Origin of the sequence: Curtobacterium sp. PhB170, assembly GCF_003752345.1 — a bacterium.
Taxonomy (GTDB): Bacteria; Actinomycetota; Actinomycetes; order Actinomycetales; family Microbacteriaceae; genus Curtobacterium.
On sequence record NZ_RJUM01000013.1, the window covers coordinates 132,303 to 153,288 of the forward strand.

Below are 20,986 nucleotides of genomic sequence, written 5' to 3' on the forward strand. Positions count from 1 at the left end.
ACAATCTGGACACCGTGGCAGGGAATCATTCACCCGACGGCGGTCGACGTTGCTGCAGCTCCTCCGGCAGCGACCGGATCTCGGCAGACAGTTCACGTAGTTCACGCCGGGTCGCGATCTGTGCTTCGTCGTCACGTCGACCGACCTGATCAATGATCCAGCTCGCGATTGTCGCGGTAACTACACCCAGCAGCGCGATGCCACTGATCATCACTCCCGCGGCGATCAACCGACCTGTCTCGGTCACCGGGGTCAGATCACCGTACCCAACGGTCGTGATCGTGACCAACGCCCACCACAGCGCATCCCCGAATGACACAATCGTCGCGCCGTCGGCATGCCGTTCCACATCGAGGATCGCTAACGCGGACACGAACATCAGCAAAGCTGTCGTCACAATCACGTACACGATCACTCGCCCGCGAACGGCAGCCCCGGTGCTCCGCTGCAGGACTCGGAACAGCTGCGCGAGCCGCAACAGCCGTAAAGGCCTCAGGAACGGCAACGCAAGAGCGGCCAGGTCCACCAGATGGTGCACGAACCACCGACCACGATGACGCGCCAACAGGAGCGTCACGAGGTAGTCCACCACGAACATCGCCCACGTGACGTTGATCACAACATCCGACACGAACGCGCTGCGGCCGTGCTGATCGGCGAGCACCTCCACCGCATACGCAGCAAGAAACGCTCCCGCCGCGATCGCAAGCGGCCACCGCATTACCCGTTCCCACCGCTGCTGTGTCCACCTCACATGTGCACGATATTGCCCCTCGCCTCAGCCAGCACCTACCGAAGACCTCCCCGCGACCACGTCGACCCCCGCTCCGAGCGGGCCGCCCGAAACCGGACTCCTGGGACGCCAGATCCTGCGCCTAACCCTCACCTCGCGGGAACCACCGATTCCCGTCCGACCCGACGACATCGGGCGCGGCCGTCGCTCACTTGCCGGACTGCTCGAGATGCTCCCCGAACTCCGCGCCGTGGTCGCCAGCGGCGGTATGGCCATCGACAGCGTCATGCGACACCTCACCCTCCACGCTTGCGCCCGCGTCATCCCCGTCCTGGCAACGCCACACCCGTCACCGGCAAACGGACGCCATCGTTGAGAGCACCACCCGCAGCGGCTCCCTGCAAAGCCCGGATCTAGCTATGTGCCGATAACGAACCATTCCGCTACAACTGTCCGAACCGACGCTCCGGCAATATGCGAGACGGCGTGTCTTGTAGCGGAACTCAGTCCCGGAATCTACGTGTCGCCTCTACCCCTCCTGGTCGAGTTTCGCTACGTTCTCTTCATGGGGCACCTCCTCGGGTACGCGCGTGTATCCACCACCGACCAGGACGCGTCATTGCAGGTCGATGCGCTGAACGCTGCCGGCTGCTTCCGCGTATTCGTCGACACCATGTCTGGGTCACTCGAGCACCGACCAGAACTCGACAAGCTCCTCGACCAGATCCGCCCCGGCGACACACTCGTCGTCTGGCGTCTCGACCGACTCGGGCGCTCGATCCGGCACCTCATCGACCAGCTGCACGGCCTCGCGGACCGTGGTGTCGGATTCCGGTCGCTGCAGGAGACCATTGACACCACCTCGCCCGGCGGCCGCCTCGTCTTCCACGTGTTCGCGGCCCTGGCGGAGTTCGAACGGGACCTCATCAAGGAGCGCACCAATGCCGGCCTTGCTGCGGCTCGCGCCCGTGGCCGCACCGGCGGGCGTCCACCGCGGCTGTCCTCTGACCAAGTCCGAACGGCGCGCCGGTTGTACGAGCAGCAGGACATGACCGTCGCGCAGATCGGAGACGTCCTCGGAGTCAGCAGGACGACCATTTACCGCACGCTCGCGAAGCACACCGAGGTCATGACCGCTCGACGCACCAAGCCCTCCCCGTCGATGTAGCGACCGTGGACGCGGACGAGCGGTGGCGAATCCTTCGACTGCATGTCGATGACGCGATTCCGCTTGCCGAGCTCGTCCGCACAACGGGTGTGCCGCGTCGGACCCTGACGCGGTGGCTCGCCCGCTACCGAACAGGCGGCTACGACGCGCTCTCCGACAGTGTTCGCCTGGATCGTGGGGTCAGGCGCACATCGCCGGATCTCGTGGCTCTGGTTGAGGCACTGGCCCTGACCCGGCCACGACCTTCGATCGCCACCATCCACCGGCGCCTGGTCGAGCGCTGCGCTGGCCGCGACGCCGATGCACCGTCGTACTCGACCGTGCAGAACATCGTGCGCGCTCTCGACCCAGGGATGGTGACCCTGGCGCTCGACGGGCCTGCATCGTACCGGGATAAACACGAGCTGCTCCTCCGGCGTCGAGCGGACCAGCCGAACGCGGTCTGGCAGGCCGATCACACGATGCTCGACATCCTGATTGTCGGCCCGGACGGGAGGCCGGCTCGTCCTTGGCTGACCGTCATCCTCGACGACTACTCCCGAGCGGTGTGCGGGTATCTGGTGTTCCTCGGTGCGCCATCGGCGGCGAACACCGCGCTCGCTCTCCGGCAGGCGATCTGGCACAAGGTCCAACCCGATTGGCCCATCTGCGGCATCCCCAACGTGCTCTACGTCGACCACGGGTCCGACTTCACCAGCCACCGACTCAGTGCAACCGCCGGATCACTGCACCTTCGGATCGTGCACTCCGCAGTCGGTCGACCGCAAGGCCGCGGAAAGATTGAGCGGTTCTTTGGCACCGTCAACACGGAACTGCTCACCGGCCTGCCCGGCCACCTGACGACGAAGACGCCCGCTCCGTCACCAGTCCTCGACCTCGCTGGCCTCGATGCGGCTGTCGTGGCGTTCATCGGCCGCTACAACACTCGCATTCACCGGGAAACGAAACAGTCCCCGGTGGACGCATGGATCGCTGGCGGCTGGCTGGCCCGCATGCCCGACTCCCTCGAACAGCTCGACGGATTTCTCCTGACCGTGCCGGCGTCCCGGATCGTGCAACGCGACGGCATCCGCTTCCAGGGCCTTCGCTACACGTCACCAACACTGGCACCGTTCGTCGGGGCGACAGTGACGATCCGCTACGACCCACGAGACATCACCGAGATCCGCGTGTTCCACCGCAACATCTACCTCTGCACCGCAGTCAACCCGGAACACCAGAGCGAAACCGTCTCCCTCAAACAGATCCAGGCCGCGAGAAACGCGCACCGCCGAGCGCTCCGCGGACAGATCCAAGAACGCATCGCTGTCGTCGAACATCCGCCAGCGCAGGAGCCACCGTCCGAGCCCGTATCTCAGCAGCGCCGACGGAGGCTCCGTACCTACGAGGAGGACCAGTGATGCCCAACCAGTTCGTCGTCACCAAGGAACACCGTCGATTCACGGAGTTCGCCGACGCCGTTCGCAAGCAACAGACCATCGGAATCTGTTTCGGCGCCGCCGGCGTCGGCAAGACGCTCTCGGCCCGCCGCTACGCACACTGGGACCTCATCGGACCCTTCATCAAGCAATGGGGTCCTCGATCCGAAAGCGACCTCAAGGTCTACGCCGCTGCCCACCGAGCGCGCACCGTCTTCTACACGCCGCAGGTCGCTGCTTCCCTGCGGTCCCTTCGCGACCAGCTCGACTACGACCTACGCCACACGAACATCCTCGTCGAGGAACACCTCCGACTCATCGGTCACACCGTCAGCTACCGCCACGGTCAACCACCGTCCCAGCTCGAGCTCGTCATCGTCGACGAAGCGGAACGGCTTACCGCCACCGCGATCGAGTGGCTCCGCGATCAGTACGACCGCACAGGCACAGCGCTGATCTTGATCGGGATGCCCGGCATCGAGAAGCAATTCGCGCACTACCCGCAGCTCTACAGCCGTCTCGGCTTCGCACACCAGTACCGCCCACTCGGCCACGACGAGCTGCTGTTCGTCCTCGAACGCCAGTGGCGAAAGCTCGGCCACACCCTCGACCCTGACGACTTCACCGACGCCCAAGCCGTCGCCGCCATCGAACGGATCACCCGCGGTAACTTCCGCCTCCTTGAACGACTCCTCCCGCAGATCCAACGCGTGCTCCGCATCAACGAACTCGACGTCATCACCAACGACGTCATCGAAGCCGCCCGCAGCACTCTTGTCATTGGCGTCAGCTAACAAGCCAAAGAACGATGCCCGAACCGGGCCATGAGGCGCTGCCGCTCACATCGTAGCGAAACTCAGTTCCGAAATCTGCGTCCGCTCCGACCCCTATTTGGTCGAGTTTCGCTACATCCTTCACACGGGTCACGTCTTCCGATAGGCGCGTGCGTCCGCACTGATCAGGACACGTCGCCGGGCGATCCGGCGGTGGCAGGTCAGCTACGGGACAAGCGAAGCTACCCACACCGGGAGATATCGTCAGCACGGTGAGCGCCGCATCATTACCCCCGGGAGCACTGGCCTCGTGACGGCTTGAACCTCTCCTAACGTGAGCGAAGGCCCGGCCGTCGGTGCCGCTTGCCGCACCGACCGAATCTGACGTGCTCGAGGTGATCTTGAACACCGCACTCGGCACCTTTCCGCTCTGCGCCGGCACCTGGTTGTTGGCCCCTCGCACTCCCGAACGCGAAGCGCGGCCGGTAGGGGACCTCGGGGGCGAGTCAGCCGAGATCAACGTCCGTATACCCAGACGGGATGCTCATTTCCGCCTTTGAGTAAGGCGAGTAGGGCGTGTACGGCGTGTACGGCGTGTAGGGGGTGTAAGGGGTGTAGTACGACGGTGGAGTCGTCCTCTTCAGAAGTCGGTCTCCAACGAGCGTGCCGAGGTAGTTCATCGCCGCGACTCCGCAGACGTCGTCGTTGTCCCACGCCAGCCAGCCGAGCCACTCTGCTTCAGGGCTCCACAAATGAATGTCGGACTCGCTCGTCCGGAAGGCGATCCAGCGACCGTGCGAGTCAAAGTAGTAGAGCGTCATCTGGATCTCCCTCAGGGCTGACTAGCAGTGCGGACAAACTAGCCGCGACCCCCGACGTCGACGTCACCCCGATCGCAGGCGCCCGACTCGAGTCGCCCTGGTCTGAGGCGTACCTCTGTCGCACCTTGGTCGTCCGAGACCTTTGGCACTGCACGCAGGCACACGAACTCCGAGCGGCGAACGAAGGTCTTGCTGACCCGCCGTCGAGGTAGCCCGTCCGTACTGCCAAACATCGTGTCCACGTCCGTATTTCAGACACGTTAAGTGGCAGTCGGACAAGTTAGCTGGCGGACGACAACAACGGGGCTTGTCGAGAAGCCCGACAGACCTCGAGAACATGCCGTGGAACGCCACCGTGATGGTGTCCGTCCACATCGACGCACTACAGCAGCGCCACGCCAGCGAATCCTCCGCACCGTCGCTCGAGAAGCCGCCGCCGACCGAACGCCAACGGAGCGCGAGGCGACGAGCACCGGACGCTCTACAGGACGCGGCCAGGGCTGTCCGCCCGCCAGCTGTCTTGCAACAGCGCAGGTCATCTCCCTGACGGAACGCGTGAACTACTGACAAAAACCCTTGTCGCTCGACAGTTGTGGAGAACTGCCCTACAAAGTGCCCCTGGAGGGACTCGAACCCCCAACCGTTTCCTTAGGACGGAACTGCTCTTCCATTGAGCTACAGAGGCTGGCCCGTCCACTCTAGCGGCGGAACGGCTCCAGGAAGGTCGTGAGCTCGTCGACGTACAGCGCCGGTTGCTCGAACGGCGCGAAGTGTCCTCCGCGCGGCATCATCCGGTACGACACCAGGTTCGTCGTCCGCTCGAGCCACGCCCGTGGCGGCTCCACCAGGTCGCCGGGGAACAGCGAGAAGCCGGACGGCACTTCGACCCGCCGGGCCGACTGCTCCGGCGGGATCGCGGCGTTCGCGTGGTACATCCGCATCGCCGAGCCGATCGTGCCGGTCGCCCAGTACTCGGTCAGCAGCGCGAGTACCTCGTCCTGCGTGTAGACGGACCACAGGTCGCCGTCGCAGTCGCTCCACGACCGCAGCTTCTCGACGATCCACGCGGCGAGCCCGGCGGGTGAGTCGTTTAGGCCGACCGCGGCGGTCTGCGGCTTGGTGCGGTGCATCATCGCGTAGGCGCCCTCGGTGTCGCGCCACCGGGCGGTCGCTGCGACGAACCCGCGTTCCTCCGGCGACAACGTGTCCAGGTCGATGCCGGGCCAGGCGAGCCCGCCGTCGATGCGGTGCACGGCGACGACCCGGTCGGCGTGGTCGAGCGCGAGGTACCGGGCGACGTGGGTGCCGATGTCCCCGCCGGCGACCGCGAAGCGTTCGTAGCCGAGCTCGGTCATCAGCTCGGCCCACATGCCGGCGACCGCGCGGGCGTCGATGGGCTGCGGCGGGGCGTCGGAGAACCCGTAGCCGGGCATGTCCGGCACGATCACGTCGAACCCGGCCTCGACGAGCATCGGCAGGACCTTGCGGTACCGCCATCCGGAGTCCGGCCAGCCGTGCGCGAGCAGGAGCGGCAGCGCGTCGGGCGTGCCCGCTCGGGCGTGCAGCACGTGGATCCGGGTGCCGTCGATCGTCAGCCGTCGGCTGGGTAGTGCGGCGAGCGCCGCTCGGTGCGCGTCGAAGTCGAAGCCGTCGGCCCAGTACTCGATGAGTGACCGGAGCTCGTCGACGTCCGCCCCGAGCGACCATCCGGTGCCGGCGGGTGCGTCCGGCCAGCGCGTGGCCCGTAGTCGCGCGCGGAGGTCCTCGATGGTCGCGTCGTCGATCTGCGGTGTCTCACCCATGCCCGCGACGCTACTCAGCGGGACCGACACGTGGACGGGGGTCACCGCACCCGAGCCCGCGTCAGCAGCAGTCGCAGGCGTCGGCCGCGCGCTCGCCGGTCAGGGCGGCGACGGGCTGCTTGCAGGCATCGCCCCGCCAGGCCTCGAGCCCCTCACGCACCGCGAACACGACGACCACCAGGCCGGCCACCGGATCAGCCCACGACCACCCGAACAGCGTGTTGAGGAGCAACCCGACCAGCACCGCGGCGGACAGGTAGCTGCACACCAGGGTCTGCTTGGAGTCCGCGATCGCCGACGCCGAACCGAGTTCCTTGCCGGTGCGCCGTTCGAGCAGGCTGAGGAACGGCATCACAGCCAGGCTGACCGCCGCCAGCACGATCCCGACGGTGCTGTGCTCCGGCTCGCGCAGCCCGGTCAGGGTCAGCACCGCGTCGACGCTGACGTACAGCGCCAGTGCGAAGAACGACACCGCGATGACCTTGAGCGCGACGCGCTCCCGCGCCTCGGGGTCCGGCCCGGCGAACTGCCACGCGACGGCAGCGGCGGACAGGACCTCGACGACGGAGTCGAGTCCGACGCCGACCAGGGCGGTCGACGACGCCACCGAACCGGCTGCGATCGCGATGACCGCCTCGATGACGTTGTACGTGATCGTCGCGGCGACGATCCACCGGATCCGTCGCCGCAGCACCCGTCGGCGATCAGGAACCGCCCGGACGGTCGCGTCGGTCATGCGCCGGGTCCGCAGCAGAGCGGGACGTCGCAGTCCTCGTCGGTGCACGCGTCGCCGTCGTCGACGGCGAGCACGACCTCGAGGAGCGAGCGGATCGCAGCCCCGAGGTGCGGGTCGGCGATCTCGTAGCGGGTGGAGCGCCCCTCGGGCACCGCGACGACGATCCCGCATCCGCGCAGGCAGGCGAGGTGGTTCGAGACGTTCGAGCGGGTGAGCCCCAGTTCGGCCGCGAGCCGGCCCGGGTAGACCGGCGCTTCGAGCATCTCGAGCAGGATCCGGGAGCGCGTCCGATCCGCCATCGCCCGGCCGAGCCGGTGCATGACGTCGAGCCGCGGGGCCATGGTCAGCATGCGCTGACCATACAGCAGACGCTGACGTATCGAGTGCCCCACCCCGGCAGGCGGACCGGGAATACGGCAGGCTGGGACCATCTGCCACCTGCCAGGCGCCACACACCACCACAGGGGAACCACATGACGGATCAGACGACCGCGAACGCGTGGCAACGCTTCTGGGCACGCGGCGGGTGGTGGCGTTCGGTCCTGCTCGCCGCCGTCTACCTGCTCGTGTACCTCGGCATCAGTCAGCTGATCGGCCTGTTCGTGCGGCCGTTCATCGACCTCGACGACCTGTACGGCGACCCCACGAGCGTGCTCTTGGCCTCGATCCTGCCGATCGGCCTGATGGGCCTGCTCCTGCTGCTGTTCGCGCGCTCACTCGGGTGGCTGCCGCACCTGTTCCGCCGGCGCACTGCACGCGCCCCGCGGTGGATGTGGATCGCGGTCGTCATCACCGTCGTCCCGCCGGTGATGAAGCTCGCCGGCACCGACTGGTCCCGCTTCACCCCCACGCTCGTCCTCGCGATCCTGTTCTTCGGCCTCTGCGTCGGGTTCGCCGAAGAACTCCTCACCCGTGGTCTCACGGTCGAGCTGCTCGAACACCACGGGTACAGCGAGCGTGCGGTCTACGTGCTGTCGTCGGTCGTCTTCGGGTTGATCCACCTGCAGAACCTGCTCGGCGGCGGCAACCCGCTGCTCGTGTTCGCGACGGTCGGTTACGCGATGGGCTTCGGCGCGATGATGTTCCTCGCGCTCCGGGTGAGCCGGTGGCTGATCGTCCCGATGCTCCTGCACGCCCTCACCGACCCCACCACCCTGATGGCGGCGGGCGGGCTCAACGATGCGCACGCCGTCGTGACCGGCGGATCGCACGCGCTGGTCACCTTCGCGTCGCTGTTCAACTTCGTCTACATCGCCTTCGGCATCGTTGCGGTCTTCCTCCTGCCGGGCCGCAAGCGCGCGCTCTGAACGCACCCACCTGACGGCCTGGAGGCACGTGGCGGGCCCGCCACGTGCCTCCCGTCCGTCATCGAGTGAGCACAGGGCGACGGGTCGCCACTCGCGACCCGTCGCCTTCTGCTCACTCGGCGCCTGCAGCGCAGCCGCTACGCGGCCACGAGGTACTCGTCCCACTCCGCCTGCGGACGCTCGATACCCCGCACGACCCACGACGAACCGTGCGGGATCTTCGGACGGAAACGCAGCCGCCACCCCATCTCCTGCGGGGTGCGGTCACCCTTCTCGTTGTTGCACGCCAGGCAGCAGGCCACGAGGTTCTCCCACGAGTCCTGCCCACCGCGCGACTTCGGCTGCACGTGGTCGATCGTCGTCGCGTGCCGGTCGCAGTACGCGCACCGGTTGGCGTCACGGCGCAGGACTCCGCGGCGCGACACCGGCACGAGTCTCGAGTGCGGGATGCGCACGTACCGGGTGAGGATGATGACGGACGGCCGATCGAAGCTCGAGGTCGACCCGGTCACCGGGTGTTCGAGGTCGGCGGCGACGACGGAGGCCTTCTGGTTCATGACCAGCACGAGGGCTCGTCGGAACGAGATCACCGCGAGGGGCTCGTAACCGGCGTTGAGGACGAGAGTGCGCATTGGTTCCCTTCCGACGTGCCTGGACGGCTTCCAGGCGCTGCGGGTGCGTCGGACCGGGGTCCTTCGCAGGTGACCGTCGCTCGCGCACACGTCCCCTGAACCACGAAGAGCACCACCCGGAAGGGCAGTGCTCTGGTCATGCAGGGGCGTGCTCGTGCACGCAGGCGGTGGTCGACCGTATGTCGATGCGCGCGCGCCGACCCATGGTGCGGGTCGTGCGGAACAACGACATGGGGTCTCCCTGCTCGGGGCCTTGCGGACCGGTGCAGCGCCAGGCTACGTCAGAAACCGGCCCGGCACGAGGGTGCACGGGCCGGTTTCGGCGATGTTCACGGGTTCGATGCCCCGCGGTCGGGTCTGATGCCTCAGATGCCGAAGCGGACGATGTGGTAGTCGCTGGTCCAGATCGGACGGATCGACACCGAGCCACCGGGCTTCGGGGCGTCCATGATCATGCCGTTGCCCATGTAGAAGCCGTCGTGCGCCTCGTTGTTGAAGATGACGACGTCGCCGGGCTGCGCCTCGGACTCGGGGATCGTGGTGCCGGCCTGGTCCTGCAGCGGCACCGAGTGCGCGAGGTTGATGCCGTACTGGGCGTAGACGAACATGACGTAGCCCGAGCAGTCGAAGCCGGACGGGTCGGCGCCACCGAAGACGTACGGGGTGCCGATGTACTGCTTGGCGGTGGCGACCACGGCCGGCAGCGAGAACGGGGTGTCCGCGGCGCTGGAGCTCGCCACGTAGTCGGCGGCGGACGGGCCGGTGTACGAGGCGTACTGCTCTGCGGTCTGGGCACGCGCTGCCTGCGTGGCCGATGCTGCCTGCTCGGCCTGCTCAGCTGCCTCGGTCGCTTCGGCCTGGTCGGCTGCAGCCTGCTTGGCCGCTGCGCGTGCGTCGAGCGTCGCGGTCGACGTGGCGCCGTAGCCGTCGCGGCTCGTGCCGGCCAGCGCGACGGCGTCGGACACCGAGAACTCCTGGCTCTCCGTCGCACGGACCTGGCGCTGCGCGTTCGCCGCCTCGGTGCCGGTGGAGGGCTGCGCGGCGAAGGCCGGCGCGACTGCCACGGTGCCGAACATGCCGGCGGCGACCGTCAGGACGATGGGGGCGAGGAACTTGCGCTTGCGCGACGACGAGCTCGCCTTGGCAGCGGTCGCGGTGGCTGCGGCCTGTGCGGCACGACGGCCACCGGGCAGCGGGGCGGAGCGGACCGGGACGACCTTGCGGGTCGGGCGCGCGTCGGCCTGGCGGACGGACCGTCGGGTGAGCGGTGCGTCGGTGGCGTTCTCGGTGTTCGTCGGGTTGGCGGGCGTCTGGTCGTCCGCGGCGGAACCGGTCTGCGTCAAGGGTGTGGTCTCCGGCGTCTCGTCATCACGCTGCCGTGGGTGTCCGGCGACGTGCAACCCCATCCGTTCGTCATCGTCTCCGATCGAGGCAGGAGACGGGTTCGAGACGTCCTGCCACGGGTCTCCGGCTCAGGCGCAGCGCGGGGACTCGACGATTGTACGGGGCCGTCGTTACCTTGTCGAGATGAAACGGGCCGTTTGTAACGAAACGGTAAAGAAGCCCTGATCAGGGCCGCAAAATCAGTCCCGTTCGATGTAGACGTGCTGCGCGACCTCGACGGGGAGCTCGATGCCCGAGTCCTCGCCCTCGACGCGGACGGCGACGTAGGCCCCGGCGCGCTGCACGCTCGCCAGACGACCGGGCATGACGCCGGCCGTGCGGAGCTGGTGCAGGAGCTCGGGCTCGAACTGCACGGGCTCGCCCAGACGACGGATCACACCGGTCGCGACGGCGTCGGTGCCCTCGGTCGCGGCGACGATGTTCTGCACGCCGTCGAGGAACCCGGCGGCCGCGGGGCCGCCGATCTCGGCCAGGCCGGGGATCGGGTTGCCGTAGGGCGACTCGGTCGGGTTGCCGAGCATCTCGAGCAGGCGGACCTCGACCTGCTCGCTCATGACGTGTTCCCACCGGCAGGCCTCGTCGTGGACGAACGCCCAGTCGAGTCCGATGACGTCGGCCAGCAGGCGCTCCGCCAGACGGTGCTTGCGCATGACATGGGTGGCTCGGGAGCGCCCTTCGTCGGTGAGCTCGAGGTGGCGGTCGCCGGAGACGACGACCAGGCCGTCGCGCTCCATGCGGGCGATGGTCTGCGAGACCGTCGGGCCCGAGTGGCCGAGGCGCTCCGAGATGCGAGCGCGCAGCGGAACGATCGCCTCCTCCTCCAAGTCGAGGATGGTGCGAAGGTACATCTCCGTGGTGTCGACGAGATCGGTCACGGTCCGCCTCTCATGTCTGGGCCCAGCGGCCACCACCCTACTTGTTCGGACCGACGAACTCCGACCGACACTTGCACCGGGCAAGAAGAGGGCCGTGGCCACAGCACTCCAGGCCTCCCCGTCCGGCCGGTACAGGCGCACCAGCACTGGGATCGCGCTCGGTAGGATCGGTGCATGGCAGACATCGTCATCCCCGCCGAACTCCTCCCCACCGACGGCCGCTTCGGCTGCGGACCGTCCAAGATCCGCGGCGCGCAGCTCGAGTCCCTCGTGACGCGCGGGGCCACGATCCTCGGCACGTCCCACCGGCAGAAGCCCGTGAAGGACCTGGTCGGCAGCGTCCGCTCCGGGCTCGCCGACCTGTTCCAGGTCCCCGAGGGCTACGAGGTCGTCCTCGGCAACGGCGGCTCGACCGCGTTCTGGGACGCCGCCGCGTTCGGCCTCATCGAGCGCCGCGCAGAGAACCTGTCCTTCGGCGAGTTCGGGTCGAAGTTCGCCAAGGCCGCCGGCGCCCCCTGGCTCGAGGCACCGCACGTCGTCGAGGCCCCCGGCGGATCGCTCGCCGCGCTCGAGCCCGTCGACGGCGTCGACGTCTACGCCTACCCGCACAACGAGACCTCGACCGGCGTCATGGCTCCGGTCGTCCGCGCCGCCGGTGACGCCGGAGCACTGACGGTCGTCGACGCCACGAGCGCCGCCGGTGGTGCCGCGTTCGACGTGGACGCCACCGACGTCTACTACTTCGCCCCGCAGAAGAACTTCGCCTCCGACGGCGGCCTGTGGCTCGCGCTGTTCTCCCCCGCCGCGATCGAGCGCGTCGAGCGCATCGCAGCGAGCGGTCGGTACATCCCCGAGTTCCTGTCGCTCAAGAACGCCGTCGACAACTCGCGCCTGAACCAGACGCTGAACACCCCGGCGATCTCGACGCTGCTGCTGCTCGACGACCAGGTCCGGTGGATCAACGAGTCGGGCGGCCTGGCCTGGGCGGACACCCGCACCAAGACCTCGTCGTCGACGCTGTACGACTGGGCCGAGTCGGTCGACTACGCGACGCCGTTCGTGACCGACCCCGCAGCCCGCTCGCAGGTCGTCGCCACGATCGACCTCGACGACTCGATCGACGCCAAGGCCGTCGCCGCGACCCTGCGCGCGAACGGCATCGTCGACACCGAGCCGTACCGGAAGCTCGGGCGCAACCAGCTGCGCGTCGCGACGTTCACCGCGATCGACCCGGACGACGTCGCGAAGCTCGTGCAGGCGATCGACTTCACGGTCGACGCCCTGCGCTGACCCGTCCGTCGCGCGGGCCAGCGCCGGCGACGAACACCACGGAAACGACGAAGCACCACGGGATCCCGTGGTGCTTCGTCGTTGTTCGGGTGCGTGTCAGGAGCGGTGGAAGTCCGGGTCGACCTCACCGGCATCGAGCTGGGCGCCGTCGAGGTCGGCGTCCGGGTCGACGGGCTGCACGCGCTGCGCGCGACGACGGCGAGGGGGCTGCGGCGCGTCGTCGACGTCCTCGTCAGCGGTGTCGGCGAGCGCGTCGACGTCCACACCATCGATGTCGTCGTCGTCCGGTTCGTCGAGATCGTCCTCGTCCGCTTCGAACTCGGCGTCGTCGTCGTCCTCGTCGTCATCCGACTCGTCGTCGGCTTCGTCGTCGTCCGAGTCGTCGTAGTCGGCGTCCTCGTCGTCGTCGTCCTCATCCGACTCGTCATCGAAGTCGTCGTCGTGCTCGTCGTCGTCGGACTCCTCGTCCGATTCGTGGTCCTGCGCCGCCCGGTACTCGGCCAGTCGCTCGGACCACGGCACCCACTCCGGTGCGACGAGCGAGCCGTCGCCGGGCATCAGCTCGACCTCGAGCACGGTGGGGTCCTCGTCGCCGACCTTCGCGACGCTGACGGTCCAGCGCCAGCCGGGGTAGCCCGGCATGCGGTTCGCGAACAGGACGGAGACGACGCCGTCGCCCTCGTCCACGGTGCCGACGGGCGCGCCGATGCTCGACTCGGGGGTCACCTCGAGCAGCGCGGTCCGCGCCAGGTCGGTGTAGTCAACGGGTACTGCGTCAACGGGTACTGCGTCGCTGTCTGTCATGGCGTCACGCCTCCAACTGGTCTGCGACGTGCCGCAGGATGGCGGCGAGTCGATCGCCGTTCTTCGGGTAGCGGCCGTGGCGGAGGTCTCCGCTGATCCGGTCGAGTTCCTTCACCAGGTCCTCGACGATCACGGCCATGTCGTCTGCGGAGCGACGGGTCATCCGGGACAACGACGGCTGCGGGTCGAGGAGCCGCACGGACAGTGCCTGCGACCCCTTCTTCCCCTGCACGACGCCGTACTCGAGCCGGGATCCCGCCTTCACGGTCACGACGCCGTCGGGCAGCGAGGACGCGTGCAGGAACACCTGGTCGCCGTCGTCTCCGGTGATGAAGCCGAAGCCCTTGTCGTCGTCGTAGAACTTGACCTTGCCGGTCGGCATGGGTGGACTCCTCGAGGTCGTGGTACGGCCGTGGTGCGTCGGATATCCTGGGTCGATGGCCAATCCGACCCGATCAACCGGGAACCCGCAGGATTCCGCAGAACCCCCGGTGACGTTCAATCGTACCGAACGCGCTCTGGCGTTCATGGTCGGTGGCATCTTCATCGCTGCGTTCCTCTGCATGGCGGCGATGATCGTCATGTGGCTGACGGTCCCGAGCGCGCAGGGCTCCATGCCGTGGCCGGTGATCATGGCGATCCCGCTCGTCGGGTTCCCGATCGGCATGGTCCTGGTCTTCACGCTCCTCGCCATCACCTGGACGCGCCGCGCACGAGCCAACCGGACGGCTCGCTGACGTCCGCCCCGGACGCTGGCACCGGACGATGACGACCACCGCCGACCTGGCCGCCCGACTCCGGGCGTTGCCGGACGACTCCCTCGAACGACTCGTCGCTGCGCGGAGCCTGCCCCCGGCCGCCCTCGGCGAGACCGGTCCGCAACGGATCACCGACTTCTTCGACCTGGCCGAGGCGCTCCGCACCGACGACGCCGTCGACGCCGCCGTCGAGCACCTGCCCCGCGCCACGATCCTGGCGCTCCGCGACGGCGGGAACGCCGACCGCCTCGGGCCGGCGATCACGCTCGGCCTGGCCGACGAGGACGGCGCCGTCGACGACGCGGTCGCCGCACGCGTGGCCGCCCACCCCGACCTCGTGGCACTGCGATCGACGGGAGGCCCGGATCGCCCCGACCGCGCCGCCCACGCCGACGACGTGGCCGGCCAGGACCGCGCGCGCACCACGGGTGCGGAGCAGGCGTTCTCGAGCATGACCGTGCTCGCCGAGCTGCTGCGTGCGGTGGACGCCGGCACCGTCCGCGAACTCGTCAAGGGCGGCATCGGCACGCCGCTCGCCAAGACCCTGGCCGAGCGCATCGGCACCGACGCCGACGTCGTGCCCGGCCGCCTCGCACTGCTCGACCGGGTCGGGTTCGCCGACCCGGGCTCCGGCCGCTGGACGGTCACCGACGCCGGACAGGACTGGCTCGTCGCCGACTGGCCGGACCGCTGGGCGACGCTCGTGTCGGCCTGGGCGGACACGCTCGGCCCTGCGGTGCACGAGGTCCTCGCACTCGCCGACGACGACCTGCGCGACCTCGTGGCCCTCGGCCGTTGGGCGTACCCGGCGGGCTCCCGCTGGCTCGACGCCGTGCTGCTCGACGCCGCCGGCACCGCCGCGTCGCTCGGACTCGCGGTCGACGGCATCGTCACGAGCACCGGCCGAGCACTGCTGGACGGTGACGCCAGGCCCGCAGCGGACGACCTGCCCGGCACCGTCGGCCAGGTGTACCTGCAGCACGACCTGACGGTGATCGCCCCCGGCCCCCTCGCGCCGGTCGACGACGCCGCCCTGCGCACGGTCGCCGTGCTCGAGGCACCCGGTCTGGCCGCCCGGTACCGCATCTCCGAGGACACCCTGCGCACGGCGTTCCGTGCCGGGCACTCCCGTGACGACGTCCTGGCGCTGCTCACCCGGCTGTCGTCGACCGGCGTCCCGCAGCCCCTCGCCTACCTGGTCGACCAGGTCGCCGGACGCGACGGCAGCATCGTCGTCGACCGCGGCGAGGGCGGGGTCGGCACCGTGGTGCGCGGCACCGCGGACCAGCTCGACCTGATCGGTGTGGACGCCGAACTCCGGCAGATGGCGTGGGAGCGCAGCGACCTGACGACGCTCACCACCCGCTACCCGGCGCACGTCGTGCACACCGCGCTCGAGGACCAGCGCTACCCGGCCGTGCTCGCGACCGGCGCCCGCCCCGAGACGCACCACGGGCCTCCCGGTCGGCGCAGCCCCACCGGACGCTCGCCGGAGCAGGCGGCGCACGCACTCGTGGAACGGCTCCGCCTGACCACCCAGCGTGGCGATGCGGAACCCGAGCAGGAGTGGCTCGGGCGGCAGATCGACCTGGCCGTGCGCGGTCGCACGCCGATCCGGCTGACGGTGCGGATGCCGGACGGCTCCGAACGGCCGTTCTCGATCATCCCGACCTCGGTCGCCGCCGGACGCGTCCGAGGGCGCGACACCAGCGTCGACGTCGAGCGCACGCTGCCGCTGTCGCTCGTCGTGGCGGTCGAGAGCGACGCCTGAGGTGCACGGTCACCCGAACGCAGGTGACGACGGCTAGGCTGGCAGGTCATGAACGGACCGCTGATCGTGCAGAGCGACCGCACCGTGCTCCTCGAGGTCGCACACCCCGACGCCGAGGACGCACGCCACGAGCTCGCGGCCTTCGCCGAACTCGAACGCGCCCCCGAGCACGTGCACACCTACCGCATCACCCGCCTCGGCCTGTGGAACGCACGGGCCGCCGGACACGACGCCGAGGCGATGATCGCCACCCTCGAGCGCTTCGCCAAGTTCCCGGTCCCGCAGAGCGTCACCGTGGACATCCGCGACACGGTGTCCCGCTACGGCCGACTCGTCATCCGGCGTGAGGAACGCGAGGATGCCCCGGTCATCGCGAACTCCCCCACCGAGGAACTCGAGCGCCTGCCCGTCCTGCTCCTGACCGCCGAGGACCCGTCCGTACTGGCCGAGGTCATCCGGTCGAAGCGGATCAAGCCACTGCTCGGCGACATGCGGACACCCTCCGAGGTCGAGCTGCAACCGTGGGCACGCGGGCAGATCAAGCAGGAACTCGTGAAGCTCGGCTGGCCGGCCGAGGACCTGGCGGGCTACACCCCCGGGCAGCCGCACCCGATCGACCTCGACACGGCCGAGTGGCACATGCGCCCGTACCAGGAGCAGGCCGTCGACACCTTCTTCGCGCAGGGGTCCGGAGTCGTCGTGCTGCCCTGCGGCGCCGGCAAGACCCTGGTCGGTGCCGGGGCGATGGCGACCGTCAAGGCGACCACGCTCATCCTCGTGACGAACACCGTGTCCGCGCGGCAGTGGCGCAGCGAACTCCTGAAGCGCACGACCCTGAAGGCCGAGGACATCGGCGAGTACTCGGGCAGCGTCAAGGAGATCCGGCCGGTCACGATCGCGACCTACCAGATCCTGACCGCCCGTCGGAAGGGCGAGTACACGCACCTGTCGCTGCTCGACGCCCTCGACTGGGGTCTCATCGTCTACGACGAGGTCCACCTGCTGCCGGCCCCGGTCTTCAAGCTGACCGCCGACCTGCAGGCCCGCCGACGCCTGGGCCTGACCGCGACGCTCGTGCGCGAGGACGGCCGCGAGGGCGACGTGTTCTCGCTCATCGGCCCGAAGCGCTACGACGCTCCGTGGAAGGAGATCGAGGCGCAGGGCTACATCTCCCCGGCCGAGTGCTACGAGGTGCGCATCGACCTGACGCACCAGGAGCGCCTGGAGTACGCGGCCTCGAGCGACGACGAGCGCTACCGGCTCGCCGCCACCTCGCCCGCGAAGACCCCGGTCGTCCGCGAGCTCATCGAGAAGCACCGCGGCGAGCAGATCCTGGTGATCGGGCAGTACATCGACCAGCTCGATGCACTGGCCTCATCCCTCGACGCCGCCGAGATCACGGGTGCGACGCCCGTCGACGAACGCGAACGGCTGTACGACGCGTTCCGTGCCGGCGAGGTGGACGTGCTCGTGGTGTCGAAGGTCGCGAACTTCTCGATCGACCTGCCGGACGCCACCGTCGCGATCCAGGTCTCCGGGTCGTTCGGGTCACGGCAAGAAGAAGCGCAGCGCCTCGGTCGACTGCTCCGCCCGAACAAGGACGGCCTGCCGGCGTCGTTCTACACGCTCGTCGCCAGGGACACCGTCGACCAGGACTTCGCACAGAACCGGCAGCGGTTCCTCGCGGAGCAGGGGTACTCCTACACGATCCTGGATGCCGACCAGGTCCAGGCGCCCGTGGGCTGACGTACGCACCGCTCTCAGGAAACCATTAGGGAACGGTCAGAAGATAGGACCATGAGCGATGGCCCCAAGATCCTGATCGTCGACGACGAGCCGAACATCCGCGACCTCCTGACGACCTCGTTGCGCTTCGCCGGGTTCGCCGTCCGTGCCGTCGGCAACGGCGCACAGGCGATCTCGGCCGTGCTCGAGGAAGAACCCGACCTGATCATCCTCGACGTGATGCTCCCCGACATGAACGGCTTCGGCGTCACCAAGCGCCTGCGGTCGTCGGGCTACACCTCGCCGATCCTGTTCCTCACCGCGAAGGACGACACCGAGGACAAGATCACCGGCCTCACCGTCGGCGGCGACGACTACGTCACCAAGCCGTTCTCGCTCGACGAGATCGTCGCCCGCATCAAGGCCATCCTCCGTCGCACCATGAACGACGAGGAAGACGCGATCATCCGCGCCGGCGAGCTCACCATGGACCAGGACACGCACGAGGTCACGATCGGCGACGCGCAGATCGAGCTCTCCCCCACCGAGTTCAAGCTGCTCCGCTACTTGATGCTCAACCCGAACCGCGTGCTGTCGAAGGCGCAGATCCTCGACCACGTCTGGGAGTACGACTTCAACGGCGACGCCGGCATCGTCGAGAGCTACATCTCGTACCTGCGTCGCAAGCTCGACCAGTACTCGGCCGAGCCGATCATCCAGACCAAGCGCGGCTTCGGGTACATGCTCAAGGCGTCCAAGGCCTCGTAGCACCTCCGTTCTTCACGGCGGTCGTCCGGTTTCACCGGGCGGCCGCTGTCTATCGTTGGGGCAGCATGCACACGCGAATGAGCCGCTGGTGGGACGGGATCTCCCTGCGCACCAAGATCACCGGGATCACGGTGCTCCTGGTGGCGCTCGGCCTGCTCGTCGCCGGGCTCGGCACGATGACCGTCCTGTCGACGTACCTGATGGCGCAGCTCGACAACAACGTCAAGGGCACCACGGAGCAGCTCGAGGGCCAGAACATCAGCGACGGCGAGCAGTACTGCAAGCTGTCGGTCGTGCTGTCGCAGAGCGCCTACGTGGCCGCGTACGACGCCGACGGCGACCAGATCTGCCAGACGAAGGCGTCGAGCCGTCCGGACATCCGCGAACTGGACTTCTCCGCAGCGGCGCAGAACGGCGCGCGCTTCTCGCTCTACGACAGCCAGCACAACCACGAGTGGCGTGCCCAGGTCATCCCGGCGTCACTGCAGAACCAGACGAGCGGCTCCACCGAGACCGGTTTCGTACTCGTCGCGGTGTCGAGCGCCGACACCGACCAGACCATCGCCCGGTTCACCGTCATCTTCCTGGGCTTCGGCATCTCGGTGATCCTGCTCGGCGCCATGCTCACGCGGCTGCTCGTCACCGCCACGTTCGACCCGTTGCGCGACGTCGAGGACACCGCTGCACGCTTCGCTGCCGGGGACTTCAACCAGCGCCTCGAGGCCGACACCCCGAACACCGAGGTCGGGCGCCTGAACCGCTCCCTCAACGTCATGCTCGAGCGCATCGACACCGCGTTCGAGGACCGCCAGCGCACCATCGACCAGATGCGCCGGTTCGTCGGCGACGCCTCGCACGAACTCCGCACCCCGCTCGTGTCCCTGCGCGGGTACGCCGAGCTCTACCGGATGGGCGCCCTGCGCAAGGAAGAAGACGTCGCCCAGGCGATGGAGCGCATCGAGAAAGAGGCGAAGCGGATGGGTCTGCTCGTGCAGGACCTGCTCCAGCTCGCCCGCATCGACGAGTCCAAGCCGCTCGAGCTCGGCCCGGTCGACCTCGTCGCGATCGCCCGCGACTCGGCGCTCGACACCATGGCGTCCAACCCCGACCGCGAGATCCAGGTCCTGGTCGAGGACGCCATGACGGGCGAGAGCGTGCCGCAGGCCGTGCGGCCGCCCGCGTCGTCGTCCTCGCTCTCGTCGGGGTCGTCGTCCGATACGGGCGAGGTCCCCCCGGCATCGCCCACGTCGGCGAACACCACGGGTCCCATCGCGTTCTCGCGGCAGACGATCGCGCGGCTGCGTGCTCGGCGGACCCGGGCGATGGACATCGAGGCCGGTGCCGCCCCCACCGACGAGACGACGCCACTGCCGACGGTCGTCATGCCCAAGCGTCCCCCGATCGTGCTGGCGGAGGAGAACAAGATCCGCCAGATCGTCACGAACCTGATGGGCAACGCCATGCGGTTCACCGAGCACGACGACCCGATCGAGATCGGCATCGGGGTGGACGACGACCGCGGCATGGCCCACATCGACGTCATCGACCACGGTGAGGGGATCCCGGCGCAGCTGCGCGACAAGATCTTCCAGCGGTTCTGGCGTGCCGACACCTCGCGCGCGCGGGACACCGGCGGCTCGGGCCTCGGGCTCGCCATCGTGTCGGGCATCGTCGCGGCGCACCACGGCTCGGTCGAGGTCTTCGACACCGAGGGCGGCGGCGCGACCTTCCGCGTCTGGCTGCCACTGCTGCCGCGCGACTACGCCGCCTGACGCGGGCGCGGGGCGCGCGGGCGCGTCCGTCCGCGCGCGCGTCCGTCCGCGCGCCCGTCCGCGCGCCCGCCCGTCTCGCCCGAGGTTCCAAAATCTCGGCATCTCGCGCCACATCGCGCTCGGGTTCGGAACCTCGGCGTCCCGCACACGGCGAGTCGTGGAACCTCGACGGGGCAGGTCGACCGGATAGCCGCCCGTACGGAGCCGCGTCCCAACGATCAGCGAGGGCATTCCTCGACCAGAGCCGCGCGATGCCCTCGCCCCGACCGGAGCATCGCGCTCGAGACGCCGGGGCCGGCCACGCTCGGACGGTTGTGCGGAGAACGACGCTGGACGGGCCTCCAGTCCGACCCGACTGGGTCGGTGAGGTTCCACAACATGCCGCACGTTGACCGCCGAGGTTCCAGAGCCTGGCGAACCGGGCACCGA

General features: G+C 68.7%; 20 protein-coding genes and 1 tRNA gene. 10 read left to right on the plus strand and 11 right to left on the minus strand.

The window, feature by feature from the left end; genetic code table 11:
- Positions 1-25: 25 nt before the first annotated feature.
- Positions 26-754, minus strand: a complete 729-nt coding sequence (locus EDF40_RS16245) for a potassium channel family protein (RefSeq protein WP_260213520.1) — start codon at positions 752-754, stop codon at positions 26-28.
- A gap of 544 nt (positions 755-1,298) precedes the next feature.
- Here EDF40_RS16245 and EDF40_RS16250 point away from each other — a divergent pair.
- The 3 genes from EDF40_RS16250 to EDF40_RS16260 are packed head-to-tail and all read left to right on the plus strand — an operon-like array spanning position 1,299 to position 4,113.
- Entirely contained in the window at positions 1,299-1,901 is a 603-nt protein-coding gene (locus tag EDF40_RS16250) for a recombinase family protein (protein WP_123293853.1), read from the plus strand.
- A gap of 5 nt (positions 1,902-1,906) precedes the next feature.
- Positions 1,907-3,301, plus strand: coding sequence for a Mu transposase C-terminal domain-containing protein (locus tag EDF40_RS16255; RefSeq protein ID WP_123293740.1), 1,395 nt, complete (start codon positions 1,907-1,909; stop codon positions 3,299-3,301).
- Positions 3,301-4,113: an AAA family ATPase gene (locus EDF40_RS16260; protein ID WP_123293741.1), complete on the plus strand. Its 813-nt coding sequence runs from the start codon at positions 3,301-3,303 to the stop codon at positions 4,111-4,113. Before EDF40_RS16255 ends, EDF40_RS16260 begins: the two co-directional genes overlap by 1 nt.
- Positions 4,114-4,598: 485 nt before the next feature.
- On the opposite strand, the gene EDF40_RS16265 is transcribed toward EDF40_RS16260, so the two are convergent.
- From EDF40_RS16265 to EDF40_RS16285, 5 genes are all read right to left on the minus strand, one after another.
- Positions 4,599-4,913, minus strand: a complete 315-nt coding sequence (locus EDF40_RS16265; protein WP_092091768.1) for a hypothetical protein — start codon at positions 4,911-4,913, stop codon at positions 4,599-4,601.
- Positions 4,914-5,526: 613 nt separating this feature from the next.
- A tRNA-Arg gene (locus EDF40_RS16270) sits at positions 5,527-5,598 on the minus strand.
- Positions 5,599-5,611: 13 nt separating this feature from the next.
- Positions 5,612-6,715 carry an epoxide hydrolase family protein gene (locus tag EDF40_RS16275; protein ID WP_123340879.1) on the minus strand — a complete coding sequence of 368 codons (1,104 nt, stop codon included), beginning with the start codon at positions 6,713-6,715 and terminating at the stop codon, positions 5,612-5,614.
- Between the two features lie 61 nt (positions 6,716-6,776).
- The gene (locus EDF40_RS16280) at positions 6,777-7,451 is read right to left on the minus strand and encodes a cation diffusion facilitator family transporter (RefSeq protein ID WP_123340880.1); all 675 of its coding nucleotides are present in this window, start codon (positions 7,449-7,451) and stop codon (positions 6,777-6,779) included.
- Positions 7,448-7,801 (minus strand): helix-turn-helix transcriptional regulator, encoded by a 354-nt coding sequence (locus EDF40_RS16285; protein WP_123340881.1) that lies wholly within the window; start codon positions 7,799-7,801, stop codon positions 7,448-7,450. The genes EDF40_RS16280 and EDF40_RS16285 overlap by 4 nt, the downstream gene beginning before the upstream one ends.
- Positions 7,802-7,924: 123 nt before the next feature.
- Between EDF40_RS16285 and EDF40_RS16290 the strand changes: the two genes are divergently transcribed.
- Positions 7,925-8,758, plus strand: a complete 834-nt coding sequence (locus EDF40_RS16290; protein ID WP_123340882.1) for a CPBP family intramembrane glutamic endopeptidase — start codon at positions 7,925-7,927, stop codon at positions 8,756-8,758.
- Positions 8,759-8,895: 137 nt separating this feature from the next.
- On the opposite strand, the gene EDF40_RS16295 is transcribed toward EDF40_RS16290, so the two are convergent.
- From EDF40_RS16295 to EDF40_RS16305, 3 genes are all read right to left on the minus strand, one after another.
- Complete coding sequence (locus EDF40_RS16295; protein ID WP_111085210.1) at positions 8,896-9,390, minus strand: HNH endonuclease; 495 nt, start codon at positions 9,388-9,390, stop codon at positions 8,896-8,898.
- 365 nt (positions 9,391-9,755) lie between these two features.
- Positions 9,756-10,796, minus strand: a complete 1,041-nt coding sequence (locus tag EDF40_RS19630) for a C40 family peptidase (protein ID WP_123340883.1) — start codon at positions 10,794-10,796, stop codon at positions 9,756-9,758.
- Positions 10,797-10,973: 177 nt separating this feature from the next.
- A complete protein-coding gene (locus EDF40_RS16305; RefSeq protein WP_111085212.1) occupies positions 10,974-11,669 on the minus strand; it encodes a metal-dependent transcriptional regulator in 696 nt (231 codons plus the stop codon).
- A gap of 174 nt (positions 11,670-11,843) precedes the next feature.
- On the opposite strand from EDF40_RS16305, the gene serC reads away from it, so the two are divergent.
- Positions 11,844-12,959 carry a phosphoserine transaminase gene (gene serC, locus EDF40_RS16310; protein ID WP_123340884.1) on the plus strand — a complete coding sequence of 372 codons (1,116 nt, stop codon included), beginning with the start codon at positions 11,844-11,846 and terminating at the stop codon, positions 12,957-12,959.
- Positions 12,960-13,055: 96 nt separating this feature from the next.
- Here the strand turns inward: serC and EDF40_RS16315 are convergent, their stop codons facing one another.
- Complete coding sequence (locus EDF40_RS16315) at positions 13,056-13,763, minus strand: DUF3027 domain-containing protein (RefSeq protein WP_123340885.1); 708 nt, start codon at positions 13,761-13,763, stop codon at positions 13,056-13,058.
- A 4-nt stretch (positions 13,764-13,767) separates the two neighbouring features.
- A complete protein-coding gene (locus EDF40_RS16320; RefSeq protein WP_111085215.1) occupies positions 13,768-14,145 on the minus strand; it encodes a cold-shock protein in 378 nt (125 codons plus the stop codon).
- A gap of 109 nt (positions 14,146-14,254) precedes the next feature.
- On the opposite strand from EDF40_RS16320, the gene EDF40_RS16325 reads away from it, so the two are divergent.
- The 5 genes from EDF40_RS16325 to EDF40_RS16345 all read left to right on the plus strand — a co-directional run bounded on the left by EDF40_RS16325 (position 14,255) and on the right by EDF40_RS16345 (position 20,557).
- Positions 14,255-14,500: a hypothetical protein gene (locus tag EDF40_RS16325; protein WP_123340886.1), complete on the plus strand. Its 246-nt coding sequence runs from the start codon at positions 14,255-14,257 to the stop codon at positions 14,498-14,500.
- A gap of 28 nt (positions 14,501-14,528) precedes the next feature.
- Complete coding sequence (locus EDF40_RS16330; RefSeq protein ID WP_123340887.1) at positions 14,529-16,292, plus strand: helicase-associated domain-containing protein; 1,764 nt, start codon at positions 14,529-14,531, stop codon at positions 16,290-16,292.
- Positions 16,293-16,340: 48 nt separating this feature from the next.
- Positions 16,341-18,038 (plus strand): DNA repair helicase XPB, encoded by a 1,698-nt coding sequence (locus tag EDF40_RS16335; protein ID WP_123340888.1) that lies wholly within the window; start codon positions 16,341-16,343, stop codon positions 18,036-18,038.
- Positions 18,039-18,089: 51 nt separating this feature from the next.
- Positions 18,090-18,785 carry a response regulator transcription factor gene (locus EDF40_RS16340; RefSeq protein ID WP_017888045.1) on the plus strand — a complete coding sequence of 232 codons (696 nt, stop codon included), beginning with the start codon at positions 18,090-18,092 and terminating at the stop codon, positions 18,783-18,785.
- Between the two features lie 65 nt (positions 18,786-18,850).
- Entirely contained in the window at positions 18,851-20,557 is a 1,707-nt protein-coding gene (locus EDF40_RS16345; RefSeq protein ID WP_123340889.1) for a cell wall metabolism sensor histidine kinase WalK, read from the plus strand.
- Positions 20,558-20,986 lie beyond the last annotated feature (429 nt).

Coding starts and splice junctions, on each gene's coding strand:
- EDF40_RS16315 (WP_123340885.1), bottom strand. CDS start 13,763: ATGACAGACAGCGACGCAGTACCCGTTGACGCAGTACCCGTTGACTAC.
- EDF40_RS16335 (WP_123340888.1), top strand. CDS start 16,341: ATGAACGGACCGCTGATCGTGCAGAGCGACCGCACCGTGCTCCTCGAG.
- EDF40_RS16260 (WP_123293741.1), top strand. CDS start 3,301: ATGCCCAACCAGTTCGTCGTCACCAAGGAACACCGTCGATTCACGGAG.
- EDF40_RS16345 (WP_123340889.1), top strand. CDS start 18,851: ATGCACACGCGAATGAGCCGCTGGTGGGACGGGATCTCCCTGCGCACC.
- EDF40_RS16340 (WP_017888045.1), top strand. CDS start 18,090: ATGAGCGATGGCCCCAAGATCCTGATCGTCGACGACGAGCCGAACATC.
- EDF40_RS16320 (WP_111085215.1), bottom strand. CDS start 14,145: ATGCCGACCGGCAAGGTCAAGTTCTACGACGACGACAAGGGCTTCGGC.
- EDF40_RS16275 (WP_123340879.1), bottom strand. CDS start 6,715: ATGGGTGAGACACCGCAGATCGACGACGCGACCATCGAGGACCTCCGC.
- EDF40_RS16265 (WP_092091768.1), bottom strand. CDS start 4,913: ATGACGCTCTACTACTTTGACTCGCACGGTCGCTGGATCGCCTTCCGG.
- EDF40_RS16280 (WP_123340880.1), bottom strand. CDS start 7,451: ATGACCGACGCGACCGTCCGGGCGGTTCCTGATCGCCGACGGGTGCTG.
- serC (WP_123340884.1), top strand. CDS start 11,844: ATGGCAGACATCGTCATCCCCGCCGAACTCCTCCCCACCGACGGCCGC.
- EDF40_RS16290 (WP_123340882.1), top strand. CDS start 7,925: ATGACGGATCAGACGACCGCGAACGCGTGGCAACGCTTCTGGGCACGC.
- EDF40_RS19630 (WP_123340883.1), bottom strand. CDS start 10,796: ATGGGGTTGCACGTCGCCGGACACCCACGGCAGCGTGATGACGAGACG.
- EDF40_RS16285 (WP_123340881.1), bottom strand. CDS start 7,801: ATGCTGACCATGGCCCCGCGGCTCGACGTCATGCACCGGCTCGGCCGG.
- EDF40_RS16250 (WP_123293853.1), top strand. CDS start 1,299: ATGGGGCACCTCCTCGGGTACGCGCGTGTATCCACCACCGACCAGGAC.
- EDF40_RS16330 (WP_123340887.1), top strand. CDS start 14,529: ATGACGACCACCGCCGACCTGGCCGCCCGACTCCGGGCGTTGCCGGAC.
- EDF40_RS16295 (WP_111085210.1), bottom strand. CDS start 9,390: ATGCGCACTCTCGTCCTCAACGCCGGTTACGAGCCCCTCGCGGTGATC.